Origin of the sequence: Caballeronia sp. LZ065 (assembly GCF_031450975.1) — a bacterium.
GTDB lineage: Bacteria > Pseudomonadota > Gammaproteobacteria > Burkholderiales > Burkholderiaceae > Caballeronia.
Genome location: NZ_JARUXV010000002.1, coordinates 231,481 through 251,550, shown reverse-complemented (window position 1 = coordinate 251,550; position 20,070 = coordinate 231,481). Strand labels below are relative to the sequence as shown.

Genomic DNA, 20,070 nt, shown 5'->3' with positions numbered 1-20,070 from the left:
TCAAGCCGCGTTCGCCTTCGCATACGCGGCGACTTCCGCGTGCGTGGCGAACCAGGCATCCTTGGTCTTCATGTACTGGATCAACTCGTCGAGGATCCAGATGCGCGAGCGCGCCGTGATGATGTGCGGATGCATCGTCAGCTGGAACAGACCGCCGCTCTCGTGCGCGTAATCGAACTCGCGGCGGAAGATCTCGAAGACATCGGTGGGCGGCGTGTACGGCCGCAGCGACTGGAAGCGATGCATGCTGAAATACACGGCATCGTCGCGAATCCATTCCACCGGCAGTTCAACCACGCCCGTCGGCTCACCTTCGAGCATCAGCTCGTAGCAGTCTTCGTCGGCCATCAGCGACGAATCGTAGAGCAGGCCCATTTCCTTCGCGATGCGCAGCGTATGCGGGCTGAAGTCCCACGAAGGCGTGCGCAGGCCGACCGGACGCACGCCGGTGATCTTCTCGAGCGCGTCCGATGAACGCAGCATCAAATCACGCTCGGCCTCGTAGGGCAGCACTGAATTGAGTTCGTGAATCCAGCCATGAATACCGATCTCATGTCCTTCAGCGATCACGCGACGCTGTTCGTCCTCATGCAGCATAGCCGCGACCGCGGGCACATAGAAGCTTGCTTTCACACCATGCCGCTCAAGCAGTTCGAGCAGTCGCGGCATGCCGACGCGCGCGCCGTATTGCCCCCAGCTCATCCGGCTGATGGACTTGCCGCCGTCGCGCAGTTCATTGGTTTCGTGATCGCTGTCGAACGACAGAGCCACCGCGCAACGTGCCCCGTTTGGCCAGTGCGCAGGCCGCAGACTGCGTCCCGCGCGCGTGTGATTCACCTTCGCGCGCCAGGTTTCTTCCGGCCATTGCCAGGGTTCGAGGGTCTGCTTCGAAAGATCGTTTGTCATCGTGGTTTCCTTTGATTCAGTTTGGGACCGGCTTCACCGGCCGCCATCGACGGACAGGATCTGCCCGTTGACGAAGCCCGACAGCTCCGACGCGAAGAACAGCACCGCGCGCGTGATGTCCTCGGGCGTGCCGAAGCGGCGCAACGCGATGCCGTCGAGCAGGCTGCGCTGGCGCGCTTCGCCCATCGCGGCCCATTGCTTTTCGGTGGCGTCGTTGGTGCGCACGAAGCCGGGCGCGACCGAGTTCACGCGAATGCCATATGGTCCGAGTTCATGCGCGAGTTGCCGCGTGAGGCCGAGCACCGCATGCTTGGCCGAGCAGTACGCCTGCACGCCGGTGAGCGAAGCCTGCAAGGCCGCGCCGGAACTGATGTTGATGATCGCGCCACGTCCCGCGCGCTTCATGCCGGGCGCGGCCGCGCGGCTCAGCGAAAAGGTCGTGCCCAGATTGATCTCGATCACGCGGTCCCATTGTTCGTCGGTGACTTCATCGACGGGACGCGGCGCCTGTCCCGCCACGCCGCCCGCATTGTTGACGAGCACGTCGAGCGCGCGGCCGCTGTGCGCCTCGATCCCGCGAATCCACGCGGCAGCCGCCGCGCGATCCGTCAGATCAACGACCTCCGTTTGGATGCGCGGCGCGGCGAGCGTCGCGAGTTCGTCGGCGCGGATATCGCAGGCATAGACTTGCGCGCCGAGTTCCGCGAACGTCGTGGCGATCACACGCCCAAACCCGATGGCCGCGCCGCTGACGGCCACCACCTGCCCTTCGAAGGAAATGTTCATGTCTCGAGTAGTTCGTTGAGGTTGCTGTCGGAAAGCTGGCGTTCGCCGTCCTCGATCTCGTGGATCATGTCGCACAAGGCATTCAGCTTCGCGCAATCGATGCCGTGCGTACGGCCCGTCTCCACCACCGGTTTGATCTGCATGTCCACTTCCGTGCGACGCTTGCGCACCGCAAGATCGCGCCACACGCCAGAGTGCGTTTTAGCATTCGGCCGGTTGAACGCCACCATCGCCGCGACGCTTGCGCGGGCCGCGTCTTCGTCGGACTGCGGTGTGAACGCGGCCGGATCGAAGCCGTTGAAGCCGCGCGCCTTCACGCCTTCCGCTTGCGCTACCTGCAACACTTCGGTCGCCATCTCGCGCCACAGCGGCAGCAGTTCGGGACGTTCGAGACAATCCGCGATGCCCAGTTGCCCAACCGCCTGCGCGAACAGCAGCGAACCGTAGGCCAGCTTGCCCCACAGATAGGAGAAAATTTCGTTCGTGAGGACCGCGTCGGGCTCGAATTGCTGCATGAGTGTGTGCAGCGCGCGAATACGCTCCGTGGAGGCGCCATCGATTTCCCCGACCACCACCGCAGCCCGGTTGCCGTAGTGAATCTCGCCCGGCTTGATCCAGTCCGCGCCGAAGTTGACGAATGCGCCGACCGTCCGCTCGCGTCCCACGACCTGTGCAATGACGTGCTCGCACAGTCCGTTCTGCAGCGACAGCACATAGCCGTCCTTCGTCAGATGCGGCCACAGTGCTTCACACGCGTCGCGTGTATGGTGCGCCTTCACCGCGAGGAAGATGTGGTCCCATTGCCCGTCGATTTCATCGGGAAGGAAGGCCGGCGCACTGACCGTGAATCGATCTACCGGGCCGGTGATCGACAAACCGCGCGCCGGATCGCGGATCGCTTCCACATGCTCACGGTCGATGTCCACGAAGGTGATGTCGTGACCCGCGCGCACGAGGTACGCGCCAATCGTTCCGCCGATGGCGCCCGCGCCCCAGATCAGAATGCGTTGTTTCATTGAAGGTTTGCCCGTTGGTTTAGCGAAGCCGCTCGCGAGCGGTTTCGCGGAAAGTCGAGATGACGATGCCGGAGACGATCGCCGCCGCCGTCAGATAGAAGGCCGGTGCGATGGGCGAGCCGGTCACGCCGATGAGCCAGGTCGAGATGAACGGTGCGAAGCCGCCGAAGATCGCGGTCGAGAGGCTGTAGCCGATCGACATCAGCGTGGTGCGGCCATAGGTCGGAAACAGCTCGCAGAGCGCCGAAGGACCCGCGCCTGAGAACGCCGCGATGAACAGGTTGAAAAAGATCTGGATGGCCAGGATCGAGCCGAAGCTCGCGCCGCCGAGCACCACGCGGAACAGCACATACGAGAACAGCAGGAAGCCGACGCAGCAGCCGAGCAACAATGGCTTGCGGCCAACGCGGTCCGACAACGCGCCGAAGAACGGCGTGGCCGCGACCAGCACGGCGAGCGCGATCGAGTTCGACATGAGCGCCTGCGTCGTGCTGAGACCGGCGTACTTGCCGAGGAAGGTCGGCATGTAGCTGAGCATCACGTAGTACGACACGGTCCAGATGATGGTGAAGCCAAAGGCCTTCGACATCATGCCGAGCGCGTCAGACTTGCTGGTGCGTTCGACCTGCTCCAGGTTCTCCTGCACCTTCGTGAACGCAGGCGTCTCGACGATGTTGCGGCGCATGTAGAGACCGATCGGCAGCAGGATGCCGCCGAACAGGAACGGCAGGCGCCAGGCCCAGGCATCGAGTTGATCGGCGGTGAAGGACGCGCTGACGATGGTCGCCACCACGCTGCTCGCCAGCGACGAGGCGGCAATCGACGCCTGGCCCATGCCGCCGTAAAAACCGCGCTTGCCCGGCGGCGCGGATTCGACGATGAACGACGTGGCGCTGCCCCATTCGCCGCCCGCCGCAAGGCCCTGAACGAGCCGCAGGAACACGAGCAGCGCGGGGGCGAGCGCGCCCGCCGTGGCATACGTCGGCAACAGGCCGATGCCCGCCGTGCCGACCGCCATGCCGAAGATGGTGATGAGCAGTGCGGCGCGTCTGCCGTGCACGTCGGCAATGCGACCGATGATCGCGCCGCCCACCGGCCGCGCCAGGAAGCCGACGCCGAAGGCGGCGAAACTCGCGAGCAGGCCGCCGTATTTGTCGCCCTGGAAGAAGTTGCGCGCAAGCGTGGCGGCGAGGAACGCGTACACGATGAAGTCGTAGTACTCGAGCACGTTGCCGATCATGGCGGCCATGAGTTGCTGGCGTGTCGAATGGGCTTGCGGGGCGTCTGCCGTTAGAGGCGGGACGGCAGCTTGCGTATCAGCCTGATTGAGCATACAGGAACCCTAATTTTTCGATGTGGAGATGCCGGAACCCGGCATGCGATGTTGGTCAAGCGACTCTTAAGCCGATTCGCGCGGCGAAGGCGAAGGCGCCGCCGCCGGTGTCAATGCGCCGAAGGGCGGCGGCAAGCGGTCGATGCAGGCCCGCATCGCCGCGAGGATCTTCTCGCGCTTCGCCGGATAGCGGCTGGCGACGCAGCCCACGTCCAGCGCCGCGATGGGCGCGCCGCTGGCATCGCAGATCGGCATCGCGATACCGACGCCATCCAGCGCGAACTCTTCCTCGACGATGGCCACGCCCTCGATGGCCGCCTGATCGATCTTCTCGTTGATGCGGGCAAGGTCGGACAGCGCGTACGGCGTGCGCTGCTCCAGCGGCCAGACCGCCAGCAATTCGTCGCGCTTTTCGCGCGGCAGGCAGGCGAGCATCGCGCGGCCCATCGCGCCGCAATAGGCGGGATACGACTTCTCGATTTCGAGGTCGTAGCGCACCACGGTCTGCGCGAGCGACTTCGCGACTGTTCTGAACTGTCCGTCGTTGGTGAGCACGCTGAGCACGACAGTCTCACCGACTTCCACGCACAGATCGTCCATGGCCGGCTTGGCGATGGCGGTCAGGCGCGCGCCGAGGTCGCCGTTCCAGCCAAAGCCGCCGCTGCGGAACGCCGGATTCAAGCGGTAGAGGTTGTGGTCGTCGCGTTCCAGGTACCCGCGCGAAAGCAGCGTGCGCAGCAGCGCCAGCGTGCTGCTCTTGGGCATCGCGAACATCGTGGATACGGTGGTCAGCGCGACGCCCTCCTCCGTCGATGCGAAATATTCGAGCAGGTCGAGGACCCGGGCGGCTGATCGGACTGCGTCGTTCATATATACGAACTCGATTCATTGGGATGAATCGATTGTTCACGGCCAAAACAGAACGAGCAAGTAAGGGAAAACCCGATGCGACAGCCTCAATGGAACGGCGAGCACGTCAGGTCCGAAATCTGCACCCAGGCAGTCCAATGAACATCCGCTGCGACGCGCGCGTCTTCCCGTTGCGGAACCTGAGCCATCGCGTGCCTGCGCAGGAAAAGAGCGCACACGTCCGGATAAGCGCAAGATCGTTTCGGCGAAGCGATCTCGCGCCGATCGCATGCGGGCCGCCACGATCCTCTGAACCTCACCTGGAGATCCTCACATGAGCACCCTCGCCGACCGCCGCGCTCCCGCCGCTGCGCAATCCAAACGCTACGGCCTCTTCGTCTGCTTCATGGCCGCGCTTGCCGGCCTGTTGTTCGGGCTGGATATCGGCGTGATCTCCGGCGCACTGCCTTTCATCGCGAAACAGTTCGTTCTGAACGATCGCTCGCAGGAATGGATCGTCAGCTCGATGATGGTCGGTGCAGCGCTCGGCGCACTCGCGGCCGGCTGGCTCTCGTGGCGTCTTGGACGCCGCTATTCACTGGTGCTCGCGGCCATTCTCTTCATCATCGGCTCGCTGTGGTCCGCGTTCGCGAGCGGACCCGCCCATTTGATCGGCGCACGCCTCGTGCTGGGGTTGGCGGTGGGCATGGCGTCGTTCACGGCGCCGCTGTATCTGTCGGAAGTCGCGCCGAGGCAATGGCGCGGCGCAATGATCTCGACGTATCAGTTGATGATCACCGTCGGCATCCTGGCTGCTTTCCTGTCCAACATTGCGCTGACCTATATCGCCGACTGGCGCTGGATGCTGGGCGTCATCGCGATTCCGGCGGCGTTTTTTCTGGCAGGCGTGCTCGCGCTTCCCGATAGTCCGCGCTGGCTGCTGCAACGCGATCGCGGCGACGAGGCGCGTGCCGTTCTGCAACGCCTGTATGCCAATCCCGCCGATGTGCAGAGCGAACTCGAACAGGTCGGCGACGACAACAAGCAACCGCAACGCGGCTGGAGCCTTCTACGCAGCAATCCCAATTTTCGCCGTTCGGTGGCGCTGGGCATCGTGCTGCAGATCTTCCAGCAACTGACCGGCATCAACGTCGTGATGTACTACGCCCCGCGCATCTTCCAGCTGGCCGGATTCGCAACGCATGAGCAGCAACTGTGGGCGACCGTGATCGTCGGCCTCGTGAACGTCATTGCGACTTTCGGCGCGATTGCCTTCGTCGATCGCTGGGGACGCAAGCCCATTCTCTATGCCGGCTGCGCGGTGATGGCGTTCGGCATGTGCGCGCTGGGCTTCCTGCTGCATGCAGGCGTCTCGGGTACGGCGGCGCAGGGGATGGCGGTCGTGTCGCTGCTGCTGTTCATCGCGGGTTTCGCGATGTCCGCCGGGCCGCTCGTGTGGATCCTGTGCTCTGAGATTCAGCCGCAACAGGGACGCGACTTCGGCGTCGCCGCCTCCACGCTGGTCAACTGGGTGGCGAACATGATCGTTGCGGCCACCTTCCTGAGCCTGCTCTCGACGATCGGCGAAGCGAATACCTTCGTGCTGTACGCGTTTCTCAACGCGCTGTTCGCGGTCATCGTGTTCTTCTATGTGCCGGAGACGCGCGGCGTATCGCTGGAGAAGCTGGGCAACGATTTGATGGCCGGCAAGCGCCTGCGTGACCTCGGCGCCGCCGACTGAGCCGCTACAGCGTCTGCGCCGCCGGCCACGCGTTCTCGAACACGCATTCGTCGAAGGAGCGGCGCGCGGCCCATCGTTCGGTTTCGAGCATCGGGGCATCGTAGTAGCGTTCTACATGCCCCACGCACAGGATGGCGACCGGCCGCGCGCCCGTCGGCATGTTCAGCAAAGCGGCCACGGCGGCGGGATCGAACAGCGATACCCAGCCCATGCCGAGCCCTTCCGCGCGCGCCGCGAGCCATATGTTCTGCACCGCGCACGCCACCGACGCCAGGTCCATTTCCGGCAGTGTGCGACGGCCGAACACATGCTGTTCGCGGCCGTCCATCAGCGCCATCACGAGCACTTCAGCGCACTCGCGCAAGCCCTCCACCTTGAGACGCATGAACGCGTCGCGACGCTCGGCGAGCGCGTCGGCGGTGAGCAGGCGTTCGCGCTCGACGGCATCGCATAACTGCGCGCGCAACGCTTTCGATGTGACCCGCACGATGCGCCACGGCTGCATGAAGCCGACGCTCGGCGCATGCAGCGCCGCGTCGATGAGCCGCCGCATGACCTGCGGATCGACCGGATCGCTGACGAAATGGCGCATGTCGCGACGCTCGTGAATGGCGCGGTAGACGGCGTCGCGATCCGTGTCGCTGAAAGCTTTGTTCATGTCGGCGTAAGGTGCGGCGCTAGTGGAATCCGGGCACGCGATGATATCGCCTGCGCGAAGCAATCGCGCAATCCTGCGCCTCGACACCCGGATTACCTAGGTAATTGACACGTATGGACCTAGGTAATTTGAGCGCCTACTCTCGTTTTCACCCCTCCGATGCACATCGACACGTGAAAAGGCGAACCATGTCAGCTCAACCAGGCCAGGAAGTCGACACCCGAACGCTGCGGCGCGTCATCGCGGCGGCCTCCGTTGGCAATTTCGTCGAATGGTTCGATTTCGCCGCATACGGCTTTCTCGCGACGATCCTCACGCGCGAGTTCTTTCCCAGCGGCGATCCCACCGTGGGTCTGCTGAAGACCTTCGCGGTGTTCGCGGTGGCCTTCGCGTTCCGGCCGCTCGGCGGGCTGTTCTTCGGCGTCGTCGGGGACCGGGTGGGACGCAAGCGCACCCTCGCCTTCACCATCCTGCTGATGGCCGGCTCGACTACGCTGATCGGCCTGCTGCCCACTTACGCGAGCATCGGCTATTGGGCGCCGCTGCTGCTCACGATCATCCGCTGCGTGCAGGGCTTCTCGGCCGGCGGCGAATACGCGGGCGCCTGTGCCTATGTGATGGAACATGCGCCGCGCCGCCGTCGCGCGTTCTTCGGCAGCTTCGTGCCGGTCTCGACGTTCTCGTCATTCGCCTGCGCGGCCGTCGTCGCCTATGCGCTGGAATCGTCGCTGTCCTCGTCGGCAATGGTCGATTGGGGCTGGCGCGTGCCGTTCCTGATCGCCGCGCCGATCGGTCTCATCGGCGTCTATCTGCGCGTCAATCTGAATGAAACGCCCGCCTTCAAGGCGCTCGAAGGCAAGCATGAAGTGGCGCATGCGCCGCTGGCGGAAACCCTGCGCTCGCAGTCCTGGAACATCCTGAAACTGGGCGCGTTCGTCTCGGTGACCGCGTTGTCTTTCTACACCTTCACCACCTACTTCGCGACCTATCTCCAGGTGGCCGGACATCTGTCGCGCGGCACATCGCTGCTCGTGACCGTGCTCGCGCTCTTCTTCGCCGCCGCGCTGTGTCCGCTGGCAGGCCTGTTCTCCGATGCCGTGGGCCGCCGCGTGACGATCGGCAGCACCTGTGTGTTCATCATCGCATCGGTCTATCCAGCCTTCGCGCTGGGCGGTTCGGGCGACCTGCCGCAGTCGTTGTTCGGCGTCGCGCTGCTGGCCGTGGGCGCGGTGCTGTCGGGCGTCGTGACGGCGCCGTTGCTGTCGGAAGTGTTCGCGACCAAGACGCGCTATACCGCGTCCGCCATCACCTACAACCTCGCGTACACGATCTTCGGCGGCACCGCGCCGCTCGTCGCCACCTGGCTGATCTCGGTCACCGGCACGAACCTGTCGCCGGCGTATTACCTGATCGCCGTGTCCATTCTCGCGATGATCGGCGGCCTCTCGCTGCGCGAGACGTCGAAGACGGCGCTGGAAGAAGCCGGCTTCGCGAACCGGAACGCAGGCGGCACCGCGAGCGCCGACGCGTTCTCCCGTACTCACTAACGGACCACGACCATGAGTGCATTGCACGATTCGAGCATCATCATCGACGGCCTGAACATTTCGAAGTTCGAGCGCTCCGTGTTCGAGGACATGCGCAAAGGCAACGTCACCGCTGTGAACTGCACTGTCTCGGTGTGGGAAGACTTCCAGAAGACTATCGACAACATCGCGGAAATGAAGCAGCAGATCCGCGAGTACAGCGAGATCCTGACGCTGGTGCGCACCACCGACGACATCCTGCGCGCGAAGAAAGAGAACAAGACCGGCATCATCTTCGGCTTCCAGAACTCGTATGCGTTCGAGGACAACCTCGGCTATATCGAAGTGTTCAAGGAACTCGGCGTGAACGTGGTGCAGCTCTGCTACAACACGCAGAACCTGGTGGGCACCGGCTGTTATGAACCCGATGGCGGACTGTCGGGTTATGGCAAGGAAGTGATCCACGAGATGAATCGCGTGGGCATCATGGTCGATCTCTCGCACGTGGGCGCGAAGACGTCATCGGACGCGATTGCGTGCTCGAAGAAGCCGGTCACGTATTCGCATTGCTGCCCCTCGGGCCTGAAGGATCATCCGCGCAACAAGACCGACGACCAGTTGCGCGAGATAGCGGATGCCAACGGCTTTGTCGGCGTGACGATGTTCTCGCCGTTCCTGAAGAAAGGCCCGGATGCGACCGTCGATGATTACCTTGAGGCGATCGAATACACGATCGACGTGATCGGCGAAGACAAGGTGGGTATCGGCACGGACTTCACGCAGGGCTACAGCACCGAGTTCTTCGACTGGATCACGCACGACAAGGGCCGCTATCGCCGTCTGACGAACTTCGGCAAGGTGGTGAATCCGGAAGGCATCCGCACCATTGGCGAGTTCCCGAATCTCACGGCCGCGATGGAACGCGCGGGCTGGAGCGAGTCACGCATCAAGAAGGTGATGGGCGAGAACTGGATGCGCTTCTTCGGCGAAGTGTGGAACGTCTGAACGTGCTGGCCAGTTGCGCGGGCGTACAATCCCGACGCCTGTGTACCCCAATGCACGCCATCATGCCGAACCCGAGCGAGACGACGTCCAAGCTGGACTATGAGGATCTTTTCCGGCATCTGCCCGTTGCGGTGATCGTGGCCCGCGAGCGCATCATGGTGGACTGCAATGCGCGCGCGCTCGAACTGTTCCGGGCGGAACGCGACGATATCGTCGATCAGTCGTTCTCCAAGCTTTACCCGCAAAAGAAGGACTTCGCGAGCACCGGCCACCGTCTCGGGCCACTGATCGCGAAGCGCGCGGTCTTCAGCGACGACCGCATCATGCGCCGCATCGACGGCAGTCATTTCTGGGTCACCGTGCGCGGCTTCGGCTATAACCCGCAGCGCCCTTTCGAACTCGCCGTCTGGACCTTCACGGATCTGTCGGACAGCGCCAAGCCGCCCGATGTCACCAGCACGCTGACGGAACGCGAACGCGACGTCGCCGCCTGTCTCGTGCATGGCCTGACGAGCAAGGAGATCGGCAAGGAACTGAACATCAGCCCACGCACGGTGGATATTCATCGTGCGAGTCTGTTGCGCAAGTACGGCGTCAGGGCGACGCCGGAACTCATCACGCGTCTGCTCGCCTGACAGGCCTTTAACTCAAGACGGTTTCGGCGAATAGCGTGCATTGCCGAAAGAACGAAAAGGGTTTCCCGACTTAGCATGAACCCGGCTCGAAGGTGAATCCCTTCGAGAGCCGGGACCTGAACCACGCACGTGTTCACGCGCTTCAAGCCCGGTCCTGACTGATCTCACAGCAGCATCCAGGGAGGACACTGTGGCAAAGCTGATCGAAACACCCATGATCGAACGCCGGAACATGCTCACCGTGAGCGCCGGCACCGCCATCGCCGCGATGGCGGCCGCGGCGGTACCGCTGGCATCGGCTGCCGAACGCGCGGCGCCTGCGCACCGGACGCCGGGCGGCGCATCGGCCGATTCGGTCACGGCAAAGGATGGCACGCGCATCTTCTTCAAGGACTGGGGCGCCGGCAAACCGGTCGTGCTCTCGCACGGCTGGCCGCTCGATGCAGACGCGTGGGACGCCCAGATGCTGTTCCTGGTGCGCAATGGCTATCGCGTCATCGCGCATGACCGGCGTGGTCACGGACGCTCGGGCCAGTCGTCGGGCGGCAACGACGTGGATACCTATGCGGACGATCTGGCCGCCGTCATGAATGCGCTCGATATCAAGGATGCAATGCTCGTCGGCCACTCGATGGGCGGCGGCGAAGTGGTCCGTTATATCGGGCGTCATGGCGCCTCGCGCGTGTCTAAGCTGGTGCTGATCAGCGCCGTCGTGCCGTTGATGCTGAAGACCGAAAGCAATCCCGAAGGCCTGCCGGCATCGGCCTTCGACGACATCCGCAAGAATCTCACCGGCAACCGCTCGGCGTTCTACAAGACGCTCGCGGGTCCGTTCTATGGCTTCAACAAGCCGGACGCGAAAGCAGACCCGGCGACAGTGGACGAGTTCTGACGCGAAGCCATGGCGGGTTCGATCCTGGCGCAGTATCAATGCGTGCAGCAGTTCGAGGTGGACTACACCGCCGACATGAAGAAGATCGATATCCCCGTGCTGGTCCTGCATGGCGATGCGGATCAACTCGTGCCGATCGACGTGGCCGGCAAGATGTCGGCGAAGATATTGCGTCACGCGACCTTGAAGGTGTATCCGGGCGCGCCGCACGGCATGTGCACCACCGACGCCGACAAGGTCAACGCCGACCTGCTCGAATTCCTGCGCAGCTGAACAGAGACCCGAGCCTCAGGTACAGGCTTCGATAGCAGGAGCCAACGCGAGAGGCTCGGGTTCGTCGTCGATCTCGTTGAAGAACATCTTGGCCGCGCGTTGGACCGAAGGCGAAAGCGACAGCAGTTCCTGAACCAGCAAATCGGTCGCGCTTTCCAGATCGCTATCCACGGCGAAGTCGGTCGCCAGTCCCCATTCATACGCCTGCGACCCGCTGACATAGCGCGAGCGCATCAGGATCTCCCGCGCCCGTCCCCCGCCCACGATTCCAGCAAGCCGCTGCAACGCGCCAGCGCCCGGAATCTGTACGACCTGATCCGAAGGAAACGCGTACAGCGTGGTTTGCGTCGCGATACGGAAGTCGCACGCCAGCGCCAGCTCGAACCCCGCGTCGAAGCAATAGCCCCGGCACGCGGCGATCACGGGCTTGGTGCAACGCGCGGGGGCATCGGTCTTCCAGTCCGCCGCATGACCCGCATGCCAGGGCGCGCCGGCCCCTCCGCGGCAGAAATGCTCGCCGCTCGCGCGCAGCACGATCACCTGAACCTCCGCCTGCGCCTCCAGTGCACGGAACGCATGGTCGAGCTGCCGGCCTTGCCGGTGGGTGATCGATTGGAAGCCGACGCTGTCGAACACGATATCCGCCCGCCGGTCTTCCTTGATGAACTCGATATGAAAGCCTTCGAGCGCTTCTTCGTGCATGTCGTTCTGGCGGCATCGCTCGGCCATCTCGGTTCTCCGTTGCAGCATGAGATCGAGTATGGTCGCCCGGAAAACGGTTTCCAAATAAATTAAGGTTAAGAAGGGTAAAACAGGTTCTCGTCAGCCGGCTGTCTGCCAACCGTAACGGCTCATGCGGAAGCGGAGCAGGCTGTTATATAGTCGAGACCATTCCGCACCGCTTGTTTCCGCTCGTGAGGAGATGTCAGATGACGCGCAATCTCGTTGCACGGGCGGTAAAAGCCGCAAGGCCTCGCTCATGAGGAAGCCGTTGCCAACCATTCGCGACGTCGCCGCCCACTCCGGCGTCTCCGTGGGCACCGTCTCCAAGTTCGTCAACGGCACGCAGCGTTTCACCGGCCCCGTTGAAGCCAGGATCAAGGCCGCCATCGAGCGGCTCGGCTACCAGGGCAATCCGCTTGCCCGCTCGATGGTGACGAAGCAGACGCGCACCATTGGCCTCACGATCCTCGACATCAGCAATCCGCATTTCTCCAGCGTCGTGAAGGGCGCGAACCGCATCGCGCTCGAACACAACTACACGCTGCTGCTCGTCGACGTCGATGAAAACCAGGCCCGCGAGCGTCCGCTCGTCGAAGCCCTCGCGCGCCGCGTGGATGGCCTGATTCTCAGCTCGCGCCTGCCCGAAGACGAATCGCCCTGGCTGCTCGATCTGGACCGGCCGCTGGTCATGCTCCGCCACAGCGAGACGCTGCCCATCTCCAGCGTGGGCATCGACAACAGCCTCGCGACCTACATGCTCACGCGGCACCTGCTGGAGCGCGGCTTCCGCAGCTTCGCCTACCTGGGATTCGGTCACGCGCAGATCAACGCCGCGCGCATTGCGGGCGTGCGCAACGGCCTCGCGGACGCCGGCATCGAACTCGACGTACACGACGCCCACGCGCCGACCAGCCGCGCCGGCGAGCATGCGTGCTCGCGCGTGATGCTGGGGCCGCGCCGTCCGCAGGCCGTGATCTGCTACAACGATTTGATCGCGCTCGGCTTCATCAAGGCCGCGCGTGCGCTGGGCATCCGCGTGCCCGACGATGTCGCCGTGACCGGCATCGACAACATTCCCTATGGCGAGCTGTCCGCGCCCACGTTGACGAGCGTGGACACGCAGAGCGAGACGATCGGCGAAGTTGCGATGCGAAAGCTCGTTGACATGCTGGGCGGGAAGGATCACATCGAGCATGTGACCATCGAGCCGTGTCTGATCGTGCGCGATTCGACAGCGACGGCCGAAGGCCGCTGACAACAGGCGGAGTCAGGCCCGGTTCGCCATCAGCAGCAGCGTTTCTCCATCCTGGACCACCTCGTGGGCCTGGTTCAGCACCTTCAGCCGGAGCGTCGCGATGCCGCGATCCGCGCGCTTGGTCGGCCGCTTCCCGACGACTTCGACCTCGACATGAATCCGGTCGCCGATCATCAGCGGCGCGCGGAACGACCAGTTCCAGCTCAAGGTCGCCAGTCCCTTCAGGCGGACCGCGCAACGGGTCTTGAGGCCGTCCGCGAGCGCGAGGCCCAGCAGCCCATGCGCGATGCGGCCGGGAAAACCAGCCTCTTGAGCGGCGACGTCGTCGAGATGAATATCGTAGAGGTCACCCGATACGCCCGCGAAATTGACCACGTGCGTTTCCGTGACCGTCATGCCCGAGGTCGCGAAGTGGTCGCCGGCCTCGATATCGTTGAGGTCGTACATGCCCGGCGCGAGTGCACGGCCTTGAGCGATGGCATCGGTATCCTGTCGTACTTGCATGAGCGTACTTGTCTCCATTCTTGATGATAAGCGGCGGCTTCAGCAGACCGTTTGCAGTCGCTGCGCACACACCTTCAGCACTTCGTCCGGCTCGACCTTCCACCAGCGGTCGCGCGAAAACAGCTCGACTTCCACCCTGCCCGCGTAACCCGCGCGCTCGATCTCGCCACGAAAGCCCGCCAGATCGATCACGCCGTCGCCCATCATGCCGCGGTCCAGCAGCATGTCGTTTGTATCAGCGAGCCAGTCGCACACGTGGTACGCGAGGATCCGCTGCGCGCGTCCCGCCGCCGCGATGGACTCTTTGAGCAGCGGATCCCACCAGCAGTGATAGACATCGATGGCGACACCCAGCATCGACGGATCGCCCGGCGCAATCTTCTCGCACAGCGCAAGCGCCTGCCCGATCGTGTTGATGACGGCGCGTTCCGCTGCGTACATCGGATGCAAGGGTTCGATGGCCAGCGGCACGCCGAGCTTGCGCGCCTCCGCATGCAACTCGGCGATGCCCTCTTCCACTTGCGCACGCGCGCCGGGAAGATCGCGCCCGTTCGCGCTGACGCCGCCGACCACCATCACGAAGCAGCGCGCTTCGAGTTCCGCTGCGTCATGCAGCGCCCTGATATTGCTGTCGATGCTCGCGCGCCGCGCGGCCTGCGTCTCGCCGGTCAGATACGTGGAGCGGCAATACCCGGTCACCGTGAGTTGCAGCGCCCGCAGCTTGCGCGCCACGGCGGCGGCGCCCATGGCCTCCACTTCGTGCCGCCATGGCGCGACGCCGCCAAAGCCGGCACGCGCCACGCGTTCGAGCGTGACGTCGAGCGACTCGCGATGTCCGAGCGTCGCGGTATTAATCGAACAGCGGTCGAGCCGGTTTTCAAGGATCTCCATGCGTATCTCCGCTTACAGTCCGAAGGTTTCCATCACGAGCCGCATGCGCTGCACCGCGAGGTCGGGATCGCGCAGCAGGTTCGCAGCATCCGCGAGACGGAACACATCCGCGAGATACAGCGGCGGACGCGCGCCGTGATGTCCGCCCGGCATGAAGAAGTGCGGCTGGAATCCGTTCAGGTACGCGAGAAACACGACGCCCGTCTTGTAGTACTGCGTGGGCGCGCGGAAGATGTGCCGCGACAGCGCGACGGTAGGTTCGAACAGGCGGTCATAGCGTGCGACGTCGCCCGCGGCCAGCGCAGCGAGCGCCTGCGATGCAGCGGGCGCAATGGCATCGAAGATGCCGAGCAGCGCATGGGAATAGCCTTGCTCGTCGCCCTTGATGAGCGACGGATAGTTGAAGTCATCGCCGGTGTACATCTTGACGCCTTCCGGCAAGCGGCGCCGGAACGCGATCTCGCGTGCGTCGTCCAGCAGCGAGATCTTGATGCCGTCCACCTTGTGCGCATTCTCCGCGATCACCTGGAGACAGACATCGGCGGCCGCGTCGAGATCGTTACTGCCCCAGTAGCCCTTCAACTCGGGATCGAACATGTCGCCGAGCCAGTGGAGGATCACGGGCTGCGAGCACATCGCCAGCACTTCGCGGTACACGCGCAGATAGTCGTCGCGATGCCGCGCCACACGCACCAGCGCGCGGCTCGCCATCAGGATCACGCGGCTGCCGGTGCGCTGAATGGCATCGAGTTGCAGCGCATAGGCGCGGATCACGTCGTCGCAGGACGTGGCCTCGTGCGCCGGCAGATGATCGGTGCCGCACCCCGAAGCGATCAGTGCGCCGTGCAGATCGCGGGTCTCCTGCATCGTGCGCTCGACGAGTTCGCGCGCGGTGTCCCACGTCACGCCCATGCCGCGCTGCGCGGTGTCCATGGCCTCGGCGATGCCCAGGCCTTGCCCGATCAGATAGCGCCGGTATTCGATCGTGCGCGCCCAGTCGAGTGCAGCGGGCTGGTTCAGTTCGCCGCTGCGCTGCGGATCGGCCACGACGTGCGCCGCCGAGTAGGCGATGCGATTGAACTTCGCGCCCGCCGGCGCGCCGCCGATCGGATTGCCCGTGAGCCGGTAGTTTTCCAACTGGCCGGAAGCGGCCGGAAGAACGATTTGCATGATGTCGAAGGCTTGATGGTTCGGTTACGACGCGGGCATCTCGATGCCGAAGAACGTCGCGAAGGCCGCGAGCTGTCCTTCGATCATCGGCTGGCCGTTGGTTGCGCGGCAGCCGCATGCCCGCGCATGTTTCAGCAGCGGCGTTTCAGCGGGCGTCATGATGATGTCGACCACCTGAAGCGCAGGCGGGAACGCGCCGAACGCCACGGGCATACCGTCGCCCGGCTTCATGCCGACAGGCGAACAGTTGACCAGCACGTCCACGCCCGCGAGATTGGCGGGATCGACATCCACGCTCGCCAGGCAGCCCGGATAGTAACGATTCAGCCGCGCCGACAATTGCTCGGGCAGTTCGCGCTGCGGATCGCTCAGCGCGATGCTCGCCGCGCCCGCGTCCGCTAACGCATGCGCGACAGCCGCGCCCGCGCCGCCCGCACCGAGTTGCTTCACGTGCTTGCCGCGCACCTCGAAGCCGATACGCGTCAGACCCTGCACGAGACCGGTGCCGTCGAACAGGTCGCCGTACCAGCTGCCGTCCGGCTGACGGCGCATCACGTTGAGCGCGCCGACGCGGCCGGCGGTGTCGGAGACTTCATCGACCATCGACATCGCGCGCACCTTGTGCGGCACCGTGACCACGAGGCCATCGAGATTGCCGAGCGCCTGAAGACCCGCGACCGCCGGCTCGAACACGTTCACGGGAACATCGAACGGCAGGCAGACCGCATCGATGCCGCCGGTCTCGAAGAGCGCATTCATCAACTGCGGCGTCTTCACCTGCGTGACGGGATTGCCGAGAATGCCGAACAGCCGCGTCGCGCCGCCGATGCGCGGTCCCTGCTGCGCGTGCTTCGTCACGACTGCTGCTCCTTGAACACGGCAAGGCGCGGATGCGACGGCCAGCTTTGCTCGTCCATCGCGGCGTCGAGCCCCATCGGTTCGGGGCGAAACAGGCGCTCGTCCATCAGCTTCAGGTCCGGCGAGATGACCGGACGGAACGCCATGTGCGCGAGCACGTCACGCTCGAGATCGATGCCCGGCGCGATCTCGATCAGTTCGAGCGCGCCGTCGATGGCGCGGAACACCGCGCGTTCCGTCACGAACAGCGTGGTCTGGCCGCGTTCCTGCGCATAAGGTCCGCTATACGACACCTGCTGCAGCTTCGACACGAACTTGCGATGTGTGCCTTCCTTCAGGATCTGCAACTGGCCGCCTTCGCATGCCACCTTCAGGCTGCCTGCCGTGAAGGTGCCGCCGAAGACCATCTTGCGCGCGTTCTGGCTGATGTTGATGAAGCCGCCCACGCCGATCAGCTTGTTCGCGAAGCGGCTGATGTTGACGCTGCCCTGCGCATCGATCTCGACGGCAGACAGAAACGCAATGTCGATGCCGCCGCCGTCGTAGAAGTCGAACTGATACGGCATGTCGACGATGGCGCTGTAGTTGCGCGCGGCGCCTGCATCGAGCCCGGCCGCCGGCGCGCCGCCAATCAGCCCTTGCTCGTTGGTGAGCACGATGTGATGCAGCACGTCCTCTTCCGCCGCCACGAGCCCGATGCCGGTACACACGCCAGAGCCCACATTGCACACCGCGCCAACGCGCAGTTCCATCGCAAGACGTCGCGCGATGATCTTGCGTTCGTCGAGCGGCAGGCGCGGAAAGCCTTCCAGCGGAATGCGCATCTCGCCGGTGAAGGCGGGGTCGTAGGCGGTCTGGTAGGTGACCGGTTGCTCGGGATCGATCACCACGACATCCACCAGCATGCCGGGAATCTTCACCGTCTTGGCCGGCAGCGTGCCGCGTTTCGCCAGCCGCTTGACCTGCACGATGACGATGCCGCCGTTACGGCGCGTCGCCTGCGCCATCGAGAGCATGTCGCCGAACACGGCTTCGTGTTCCATCGAGATGTTGCCGTCCTCGTCGGCCGTGGTGCCGCGCAGGAACGCGACATCGACTTCGAAGGGTTTGTAGAACAGCCACTCGCGGCCTTCGAGTTCGATCAGGCTCACCAGCTTGTCGTCGCTCGGCGCGCCCTGAATGCCGCCGCCGTTGCGCGGATCCACGAAAGTATGCAGGCCGACATGGCTGATGAGCCCCGGACGCCCCGCCGCCATCTCGCGCGTCAGCAGCGAGAGCGCGCCTTGCGGCAGCGTCCACGCCTCGATCTCCTGGTTCAGCGCCATCTGCGCGAGCGGCGGCGAATCGACCAGCGTGCCGCACACGACGCGCTTGAGCAGACCGGCATGCGCGAGCCGCGACGCGCCGCGCTCGCCGCGATCGCCCAGACCGACCGGATGCACCGACGTCAACTGACGCGGTTCGCCCTTCGCAAGAAAGCGCCGTTCGAGCGCTTCGATCAGCGTTTCCGGCACGGCATGCCCGCTCCCCGATCCGCCGATCATCAATGTATCGCCATCCTTGAGCAGGGATGCAGCCTGGTCGGCGGTCAAGATTTGCATGGTTTCAACTCCGTTCGTTTCTGCTTGTTTCTATGTGTCAGTGTCGCTCTCGTCACGCCGCCGTGCGCGCTTCCGGCAGGGCGAGCTCATCGTCCCGATGCCGTGAGAGCTGCTTGCCGAGCACCGCCGCGACCAGCGTCAGGAAGCTGAAGACCGCAAGAAACACCATCACGTAGGTCGGCTTGCCGTTCGCATAAGCCACGAGCGCGGTGGCGATGAACGGCGTCGGCCCGCCTATGAGTGCGCCGGACATCTCGCGGCACATCGCTATGCCTGAAAAGCGGTACTGCGTGGGAAACAGGTTGGCGAGGAACGCGCCCTGCGCGCCGCAGGTGCAGCCCCAGCTGATGCCGTAGACCGCGCTCATGGCAATGGTGGCGAGCACGACGTTCTTCGAATCGATCGCGAGGAACAGCGGGTACACGAGCGCGAGTGCGATCATCGCGCCGGCGGCGAAGATATTGGCGCTGCCGAAGCGGTCCGCGAGCATGCCGCCGATGGGCGCGCAGAACAGCGAGAAGCCCAGCGCGATGATGAGCACCACCAGACTGTCCGACTTCGCCATGCCGACCGTGTTCGTCATATAGCTGAGCGCGAAGGTATTGAGCACGTAGCTGAGCGCCTGATGGCCGCCCATCGCGAAGAAGCCGCACAGCAGTTCGCGCCGGCTGTTGCGGAACAGTTGCGCCAACGGCACCTTCTCGGCCTTGGACTTCTTGCTGGCCTTCTCCATGGCCGCGACGTACTCAGGCGTTTCATCGAGCTTCGAGCGAATGTAGATGGCGACGCCGAACAACCCAAGCGACAGCAGGAACGGCACGCGCCATGCCCACGAGAACAGGATGTCCTCGGGCACATACGAGATCAGCAGGAAAGTTGCGATTGCAATCATCACGCCGAAGTTGGTGGCCGCATTCGGGATCGACGTGAAGAACGCGCGCCGGCTCGGCGGCGTGTATTCGGCGATCAGCGTGATCGCGCCCGCCAGTTCCGCGCCCGCGCCGAAGCCCTGCATCATGCGCATCAGCACCAGCAACAGCGGCGCGATGATGCCCGCCTGTTCCCAGGTGGGCAGTATTCCCAGCCCGACCGTGGCCGCCCCCATGATGGTCACGCAAAACACGAGCGCCGGCTTGCGGCCGTACTTGTCGCCGATGTGCGAAATGACGATGCCGCCCAGCGGGCGAATGATGAAGCCCACGGCGAAAGTCGCGAACGCGGCCAGCGTGCCGGCCAGCGACGAGAGGTGCGGAAAGAACAGCTTGTTGATGATGAGGCCCGACGCCGCGGCGTACAGACCATAGTCGTACCACTCGATGATGGTGCCGAGGGTCGACGCGAACACGGCGCGTCGGATATTCCTGCGGTCTGCCTTCTGCGCGTGTGCTGGTTGCATGGCGCTGTCTCCTGCTTCACTTTTGATTTTGTGCGACACCGCGATCTCGCGG

Annotated in this window: 18 protein-coding genes and 1 pseudogene; 6 read left to right on the top strand and 13 right to left on the bottom strand. The window is 64.3% G+C overall.

Going from position 1 to position 20,070, the window contains the following annotated elements:
* From QCE63_RS15330 to QCE63_RS15310, 5 genes are all read right to left on the bottom strand, one after another.
* Positions 1-906: a polysaccharide deacetylase gene (locus QCE63_RS15330; protein WP_309834150.1), complete on the bottom strand. Its 906-nt coding sequence runs from the start codon at positions 904-906 to the stop codon at positions 1-3.
* Between the two features lie 33 nt (positions 907-939).
* Complete coding sequence (locus QCE63_RS15325) at positions 940-1,692, bottom strand: SDR family NAD(P)-dependent oxidoreductase (RefSeq protein WP_309834149.1); 753 nt, start codon at positions 1,690-1,692, stop codon at positions 940-942.
* Complete coding sequence (locus tag QCE63_RS15320; protein ID WP_309834148.1) at positions 1,689-2,708, bottom strand: 2-dehydropantoate 2-reductase; 1,020 nt, start codon at positions 2,706-2,708, stop codon at positions 1,689-1,691. The genes QCE63_RS15325 and QCE63_RS15320 overlap by 4 nt, the downstream gene beginning before the upstream one ends.
* Positions 2,709-2,727: 19 nt before the next feature.
* Positions 2,728-3,957, bottom strand: coding sequence for an MFS transporter (locus QCE63_RS15315; protein ID WP_309834147.1), 1,230 nt, complete (start codon positions 3,955-3,957; stop codon positions 2,728-2,730).
* Between the two features lie 150 nt (positions 3,958-4,107).
* A complete protein-coding gene (locus QCE63_RS15310; RefSeq protein WP_309834146.1) occupies positions 4,108-4,911 on the bottom strand; it encodes an IclR family transcriptional regulator in 804 nt (267 codons plus the stop codon).
* Between the two features lie 313 nt (positions 4,912-5,224).
* Between QCE63_RS15310 and QCE63_RS15305 the strand changes: the two genes are divergently transcribed.
* Positions 5,225-6,631 (top strand): sugar porter family MFS transporter, encoded by a 1,407-nt coding sequence (locus QCE63_RS15305; protein ID WP_309834145.1) that lies wholly within the window; start codon positions 5,225-5,227, stop codon positions 6,629-6,631.
* A 4-nt stretch (positions 6,632-6,635) separates the two neighbouring features.
* Here QCE63_RS15305 and bluB read toward each other — a convergent pair whose 3' ends face one another.
* Positions 6,636-7,289 carry a 5,6-dimethylbenzimidazole synthase gene (gene bluB / locus QCE63_RS15300; protein WP_309834144.1) on the bottom strand — a complete coding sequence of 218 codons (654 nt, stop codon included), beginning with the start codon at positions 7,287-7,289 and terminating at the stop codon, positions 6,636-6,638.
* 188 nt (positions 7,290-7,477) lie between these two features.
* Between bluB and QCE63_RS15295 the strand changes: the two genes are divergently transcribed.
* From QCE63_RS15295 to QCE63_RS15280, 4 genes and pseudogenes are all read left to right on the top strand, one after another.
* Positions 7,478-8,836 (top strand): MFS transporter, encoded by a 1,359-nt coding sequence (locus QCE63_RS15295; protein ID WP_309834143.1) that lies wholly within the window; start codon positions 7,478-7,480, stop codon positions 8,834-8,836.
* A gap of 12 nt (positions 8,837-8,848) precedes the next feature.
* Entirely contained in the window at positions 8,849-9,820 is a 972-nt protein-coding gene (locus tag QCE63_RS15290; RefSeq protein ID WP_309812403.1) for a dipeptidase, read from the top strand.
* Positions 9,821-9,882: 62 nt separating this feature from the next.
* Positions 9,883-10,455, top strand: coding sequence for a PAS and helix-turn-helix domain-containing protein (locus QCE63_RS15285; protein ID WP_309834142.1), 573 nt, complete (start codon positions 9,883-9,885; stop codon positions 10,453-10,455).
* A gap of 214 nt (positions 10,456-10,669) precedes the next feature.
* Positions 10,670-11,620: pseudogene (locus QCE63_RS15280) on the top strand (alpha/beta fold hydrolase).
* 15 nt (positions 11,621-11,635) lie between these two features.
* Here the strand turns inward: QCE63_RS15280 and QCE63_RS15275 are convergent.
* Positions 11,636-12,349, bottom strand: coding sequence for an enoyl-CoA hydratase/isomerase family protein (locus QCE63_RS15275; RefSeq protein ID WP_309834141.1), 714 nt, complete (start codon positions 12,347-12,349; stop codon positions 11,636-11,638).
* A gap of 250 nt (positions 12,350-12,599) precedes the next feature.
* Between QCE63_RS15275 and QCE63_RS15270 the strand changes: the two genes are divergently transcribed.
* Positions 12,600-13,598 carry a LacI family DNA-binding transcriptional regulator gene (locus QCE63_RS15270; RefSeq protein WP_309834140.1) on the top strand — a complete coding sequence of 333 codons (999 nt, stop codon included), beginning with the start codon at positions 12,600-12,602 and terminating at the stop codon, positions 13,596-13,598.
* Positions 13,599-13,610: 12 nt separating this feature from the next.
* On the opposite strand, the gene QCE63_RS15265 is transcribed toward QCE63_RS15270, so the two are convergent.
* From QCE63_RS15265 to QCE63_RS15240, 6 genes are read right to left on the bottom strand one after another with little or no spacing between them, the layout of a single operon-like run.
* Positions 13,611-14,102, bottom strand: coding sequence for a MaoC/PaaZ C-terminal domain-containing protein (locus QCE63_RS15265; protein WP_309834138.1), 492 nt, complete (start codon positions 14,100-14,102; stop codon positions 13,611-13,613).
* Positions 14,103-14,141: 39 nt separating this feature from the next.
* Positions 14,142-14,993: a sugar phosphate isomerase/epimerase family protein gene (locus QCE63_RS15260; RefSeq protein WP_309834137.1), complete on the bottom strand. Its 852-nt coding sequence runs from the start codon at positions 14,991-14,993 to the stop codon at positions 14,142-14,144.
* 12 nt (positions 14,994-15,005) lie between these two features.
* Positions 15,006-16,163, bottom strand: coding sequence for a dihydrodipicolinate synthase family protein (locus tag QCE63_RS15255; protein ID WP_309834136.1), 1,158 nt, complete (start codon positions 16,161-16,163; stop codon positions 15,006-15,008).
* 24 nt (positions 16,164-16,187) lie between these two features.
* Positions 16,188-17,021: a shikimate dehydrogenase gene (locus tag QCE63_RS15250; protein WP_309834135.1), complete on the bottom strand. Its 834-nt coding sequence runs from the start codon at positions 17,019-17,021 to the stop codon at positions 16,188-16,190.
* On the bottom strand, positions 17,018-18,622 hold the full coding sequence (locus tag QCE63_RS15245; protein WP_309834134.1) for a CoA-transferase: 1,605 nt from the start codon (positions 18,620-18,622) through the stop codon (positions 17,018-17,020). The genes QCE63_RS15250 and QCE63_RS15245 overlap by 4 nt, the downstream gene beginning before the upstream one ends.
* A 52-nt stretch (positions 18,623-18,674) precedes the next feature.
* Entirely contained in the window at positions 18,675-20,018 is a 1,344-nt protein-coding gene (locus tag QCE63_RS15240; protein WP_309834133.1) for an MFS transporter, read from the bottom strand.
* Between the last annotated feature and the right edge of the window lie 52 nt (positions 20,019-20,070).